Below are 3,038 nucleotides of genomic sequence, written 5' to 3' on the forward strand. Positions count from 1 at the left end.
GGTTGATGCCGTAGTGACGGCCGCGGCCGTGGCGGTGTCCGAAACCGGCACGATCATGCTCGACGGCAGCCCGGACCAGGGACGGCGCATCATTTCCCTGGTGCCCGACCGGCACATCTGCGTGCTTCATGCCGGGCAGGTCGTGGAGGTGCTGCCCGAGGCCATTGCGCGCCTGGAGGCAACCCGGCCGCAAACCTGGATCAGCGGCCCCAGCGCCACCAGCGACATCGAGCTGGAGCGCGTGGAAGGCGTCCACGGCCCCCGGACACTGGACGTGCTCATCCTGCAGTGACAGCCCACTGCCTGCACGGCGGTCTGTGTGTCCGGCGGCGCCCCTCGAGCTGTGAGCGTGGGCTGACTGGCAGCGGTCAGTGCCTGGGCTGATCGGGTGTCAGTTTGCGCCCCTTGAGCCCCGGAACAGCGTGTCCAGCCATATCCCTCGCCTTGACTCGGCAAGTAGTGCCTTGGGTGAGCCGAAAGTTCTGGCGCGAGGATGTTTGCACTAAATTGTGGTTGTCGGGCACGACGATGTCGAGCAGTCGTCATGCTTGGTGGCAGACGGAGAAGCAATTCTCCGTCTGCCACCGTTGATCGGTGGTGGGACGGGGATCAAGAAGCGGCCCAATCAGGCCGGGCCGGGATCCGTCTCCCACGCGCTTTATGCAGTCCATGCCCGTCACTTTCTTGAGCCAAACTGAATTGGCGCGGTCGGGCAGGTGATGAACGGCCACCAAATCGGTGTCTTGATTACCAGCCGTCTGAACTTATGTCTAGCCCGGATTTTTCATGATGCTCGGGTTGCCGGCCCGGTCGGAATTTGTTTCCCTTCCGGGCCGGTTTTCCGGTTTCGGGCATGAACGTTGGGCCCGTGGTCGCTGGGTGGGCGTCGGATTCCACGCCTCCGTTGTGCTCGTTCAGGGGGTTGAAGGTGCTGGCCAGGTCCTGTTTCAGGCCAGCAGCGGCAGTTTTCGTCGGCGCTGCTTGAGCTCGGAAATGGCGGCCAGGATCGTGGTGGTAGTGCCGGCCTCCGGCGCGTGTTTGGGGATGAGCAGCCACGTCTTGCGGGCACAGGTGATGAGTTTCCCTGCGGTCGCGAAGAGCCTGTACCGCCACCGTTTCACGTCCCACCTCTTGGCGGTGTGGCCGGTGGGCAGTGCTGCCAGTTGCAGCCAGGAAAGCAGGTTCATGGCCAGGGCCGCAATATTTGCCCAGGCCTGGTTAGCCTTGAAATCGTAGAAGGGCAGCTTGCCGAGGGGCGAGTTCTTCAGTGTTTTGATCCGGTTCTCACACCTGCCCCGGCCCCTGTGCCGGGCATCCAGGGTGGAGCGGTTCGGCCCGCAGGAACAGGTTCGTGCACTCCGGGTAGTCCGCGAGTCCCATGACCTCGGTGGCGTTCACGACCCATGCGTTTTCACGTTCGTCGCCAGCCGCATCAAGGGCAGGTTCCCAGTACTGTTTGTTGCTGATCCAGCCCACCATGCGGGCCTTGGCGACCGGGACCGGGTAGGAAACACTGAACTGCACCTCCAAGACCGCCAGGTGGTTCAGGAATTTCCGGGAGGCGCCGGCACTGTCGGTGCGCACCAGGATCTTCTCCCCGATGAGTGTCCCGTCTTGGTCGTAGAAGTCGTCGGGGAGTGGGCAACCGCGGCGGCAAAGATCTTGATGTGGTCATCGGCACTGTTCGCGCCGGAATTGCCCGGCCGCATGACCACGGCCAGGATCTCCCCGGTCCCGCGCCCGGTCCCGTAGTCAATGCTGGCAACGAAAGGGGCGAATCCGTACCCGCCCTTGTACGTGCCGACCGCTTGTTCCTTGTACTATGCGAGGTTACGAGGGTGGCATCCAGTTCCAGGATGAGCGGGTCCAAGGCCGTGGCCCGGAGGGCGGGGTTCCGGTCCCCGGCAGCCGCCCACACGCGCGACCGCAACTCCCGGGTCATCGTGGCAAAGCAGTAATCGAAAAGGTCGGGATTGGCCACGGTACGTTCGAAAAAGCGTGAGATCGTAGCGTTCGAGGCGACCTTGCCAAACACTCCGGGGCTGGCGCGCAGGATGTCCAGGTCGCTGACGTGCTCACCGCCGGCAGCGAGCATCAGCGCCAACGAGCCCAGAATCGTGCCCGGCCGGTACATGGCACCGGACGGGACGAACTGACCCAAACGTTCCTCACACAACTCACGGAAATCCAGCACATCAACGAACGAGGTGAGCACGTTCAACCCGGCATGCGAGACCAGCGACTGGCCCGTCGTGGCGACCAAAGGTGAGGGGAAAACTCCGGTATGTTGGCGGCCAGCAGAACCTGCCCACTGGCGGCCAGTCCGTGTGGCCATGTGGTGGCCGCCAGTGGGCACGGTCCGGGCCTGAATGTTGCTGAATTTCTGCCCACCCCGTCGCGCCAAAATGGGGACGCCAGGCTGACGATGAGTTTCGCCGTTGAGGGCCCGTCACTCATCGGCCGGGGCGGATTGGCGGCCAGCGTGGGTGCATCATGGCCATCGTCCGCCGACGGCTGGTGAGAGGCTCGTGGTGAGGCCGCCGTTGAGCGTTCTGGCCACGGAATGAGTATCGGAGAGCTGTTTGATTTCACTGGTCTATGTGGCCGCCTCGCGCCCCTGAGCCCCGCTATGCCGTGCACAGCCGGTCGCAGCCATCGGAGAGGCTGCTCCATCCCGCAAGGCGATGGGAGCGTTGGAATAGCATTGGCGTCGCGGGCCAAAGCGAATTAGTGGCCGTCCTTTGTCGCTGACGTCCGCGTCCGCACCGGTCTTGACACAGCCGTGTAGGGCGCTTCTGGGTGCGCCGCCGGCCTCCGGTTCATCAGCGCCGGCATGAGTGGCGCGTGGAAGGAAACCCGCACTGGATTCAGACCGAAAGGCGTGGCCACCGGCGGGCACCGAAAGTGGCCATTGAGCCCAAAATGATCGAAATCCTGTTGGCCACCAGTGGGCAGGTTCTGCTGGCCGCTAACACCGGTATTCTTAAGCATCGAAAGGGTGCTCCCTTGCAACCAGGAAATAATGGCTTAGAAAATCT

1 protein-coding gene and 1 pseudogene are annotated in these 3,038 nt (G+C 63.4%); one reads left to right on the forward strand and one right to left on the reverse strand.

The window, feature by feature from the left end; translation table 11 throughout:
- The coding region (locus LPN03_RS20575; protein WP_262455735.1) for a lactate utilization protein C at positions 1-292 on the forward strand (292 nt) is incomplete at its 5' end.
- 655 nt (positions 293-947) lie between these two features.
- Here LPN03_RS20575 and LPN03_RS20580 read toward each other — a convergent pair.
- A pseudogene (locus LPN03_RS20580) lies at positions 948-2,335 on the reverse strand (transposase).
- Positions 2,336-3,038 lie beyond the last annotated feature (703 nt).

The sequence above is a fragment of the Arthrobacter sp. A2-55 genome (assembly GCF_025548615.1).
GTDB classification, from domain to species: Bacteria; Actinomycetota; Actinomycetes; order Actinomycetales; family Micrococcaceae; genus Specibacter; species Specibacter silviterrae.